This is a genomic window from Streptosporangium carneum, from assembly GCF_027922005.1.
Classification (GTDB): Bacteria; Actinomycetota; Actinomycetes; order Streptosporangiales; family Streptosporangiaceae; genus Streptosporangium; species Streptosporangium carneum.
The window spans coordinates 1-1,729 of the sequence record NZ_BSEV01000067.1 but is presented as its reverse complement, the minus strand read 5'-3'; the positions used below and the strand labels follow the sequence as shown (position 1 = coordinate 1,729).

The window sequence follows — 1,729 nt, the reverse complement described above, 5'->3', positions numbered from 1 at the left end:
GCGACGTAGAGCGGGCAGGGGTCGGCGTCCGGCGGGGCGCAGCGGACCCAGATGTCGGTGTCGCCCGCCAGGAGCATCCGGTCGGCGACCGGGTCCTCGACGTCCCCGAGGGAGTCCCGCTCCACTCCGTAGGTGATCAGTGAGAAGGCGTCCTTAACGTAGAACGTCTCGTCGAACATCACCGCGTGCGGACGGCCCAGGCCGGTGAACCGCAGGACTCCCCCGAATCCGGCGACCAGCAGCGGGCCCAGCCATCCCCACAGGGGATTGCCCGGCATGGGCGGGATAAGCCGATCTCTCGTTGATCCCATTCAGGGAATTATGGAGATAAGTCACCCACGATGGACGGCATCGTAAAGATCTCGTTTGGGAATTCCCGCCGCCTTGGCGACGTCCACGATCGCCTGCTTCCTCGGCACGCCCGTCTCCTCACGGCGGACGACCTCGGCGACCAGGTCCTCGATGACGAGCGGCTCGGCGCGCGGGGCGTGTCCGGCGACGACCACCGTGATCTCGCCCTTGACCCCGTCGGCCGCCCACTCGGCCAGCTCGCCCAGGGGGCCGCGCCGTACCTCCTCGTAGGTCTTGGTCAGCTCCCTGCAGACGGCGGCCCTGCGGTCCGCCCCGAACGCCTCGGCCATCGCCTCGAGCGCGGCCCGCAGCCGGTGCGGCGCCTCGAAGAAGACCATGGTGCGCTCCTCCTCGGCCAGGCCCTCCAGCCTGCGGGCGCGCTCGCCGGACTTGCGCGGCGGGAAGCCCTCGAAGCAGAAGCGGTCGCTGGGCAGCCCGGAGACGGCCAGCGCCGTGGTGACCGCGGAGGGGCCGGGCAGCGAGGTCACTGTGACCCCGGCCTCGACGGCCAGGCGGGTGAGCCGGTAGCCGGGGTCGGAGACACCGGGCATCCCCGCGTCGGTGATGACCAGGACGGTCCTGCCGTCCTGGAGCACCTGGAGCAGCTCGGCGGCCCTGCCCGCCTCGTTGGCGTCGTAGTAGGAGACGACCCGGCCCCTGATCTCCGCGCCGAGTTCGGTGGCCAGCCTCCGCAGGCGGCGGGTGTCCTCCGCCGCGACCACGTCGGCGGTCTCCAGCGCCTCGCGCAGCCGGGGTGAGGCGTCGCCCACCTGTCCGATCGGAGCCCCCGCCAGCACCAGCCTGCCGTTGTCCTTCACGCTCCCATCCTCCCCCATCCGAGAGGAGGTCCCGTTCCCGGTCGAGGTCCCGCACGGGGTGGCGCCGCCTTCGAGATTTGCGATTTCCAATCGGACTCCATTCCTGGGACCGTGCCAAAGCGGGGAGAAATTCCGTAATTAGACATGTAGGCGGTGTTTCTTAGGTTCCCGAGGGGAAGGGGCCCGTACGATGGCCGGGTGGCCGTGACAGACTTCCCCAACCAGGCGTTCGAGCAGCCGGAGCCCGAGCCGAGCAGCGGCTCGGCGGGCTCAGTGCGTGACCGGCTGGTGCCGCCGATGCCCGGCGGCGCCCTGTGGGGCTGGCTGGGCCCGCTGCTGGTGGCGGCGTTCGGAGGCGTCCTGCGCTTCGTCAACCTGGGCCGTCCGCACGCGGTGATGTTCGACGAGACGTACTACGCCAAGGACGCGTGGTCGCTGGTCAACTTCCTCGCCGAGCGCAACATGGCCAAGGACGCCGACGCGATCGTGATGGCGGGCGGCTCGGAGATCTGGCAGAAGTGCGCGCCCGCCGAGCTCGACAAGTGCGCCTCGTACGTGGT

Annotated in this window: 1 protein-coding gene and 2 pseudogenes; 1 reads left to right on the top strand and 2 read right to left on the bottom strand. The window is 70.3% G+C overall.

What is annotated here, in order from left to right:
* Together PKF00_RS43815 and rsmI are read right to left on the bottom strand one after the other, a co-directional pair.
* Positions 1-278: pseudogene (locus tag PKF00_RS43815) on the bottom strand (phospholipid carrier-dependent glycosyltransferase); the annotation flags it as partial.
* 54 nt (positions 279-332) lie between these two features.
* A complete protein-coding gene (gene rsmI / locus PKF00_RS43810; RefSeq protein ID WP_271223716.1) occupies positions 333-1,187 on the bottom strand; it encodes a 16S rRNA (cytidine(1402)-2'-O)-methyltransferase in 855 nt (284 codons plus the stop codon).
* A gap of 180 nt (positions 1,188-1,367) precedes the next feature.
* On the opposite strand from rsmI, the pseudogene PKF00_RS43805 reads away from it, so the two are divergent.
* A pseudogene (locus tag PKF00_RS43805) lies at positions 1,368-1,729 on the top strand (phospholipid carrier-dependent glycosyltransferase); the annotation flags it as partial.

Excerpts from the sequence above, each read along its gene's own strand:
- rsmI (WP_271223716.1), bottom strand. The coding sequence starts at position 1,187 with ATGGGGGAGGATGGGAGCGTGAAGGACAACGGCAGGCTGGTGCTGGCG.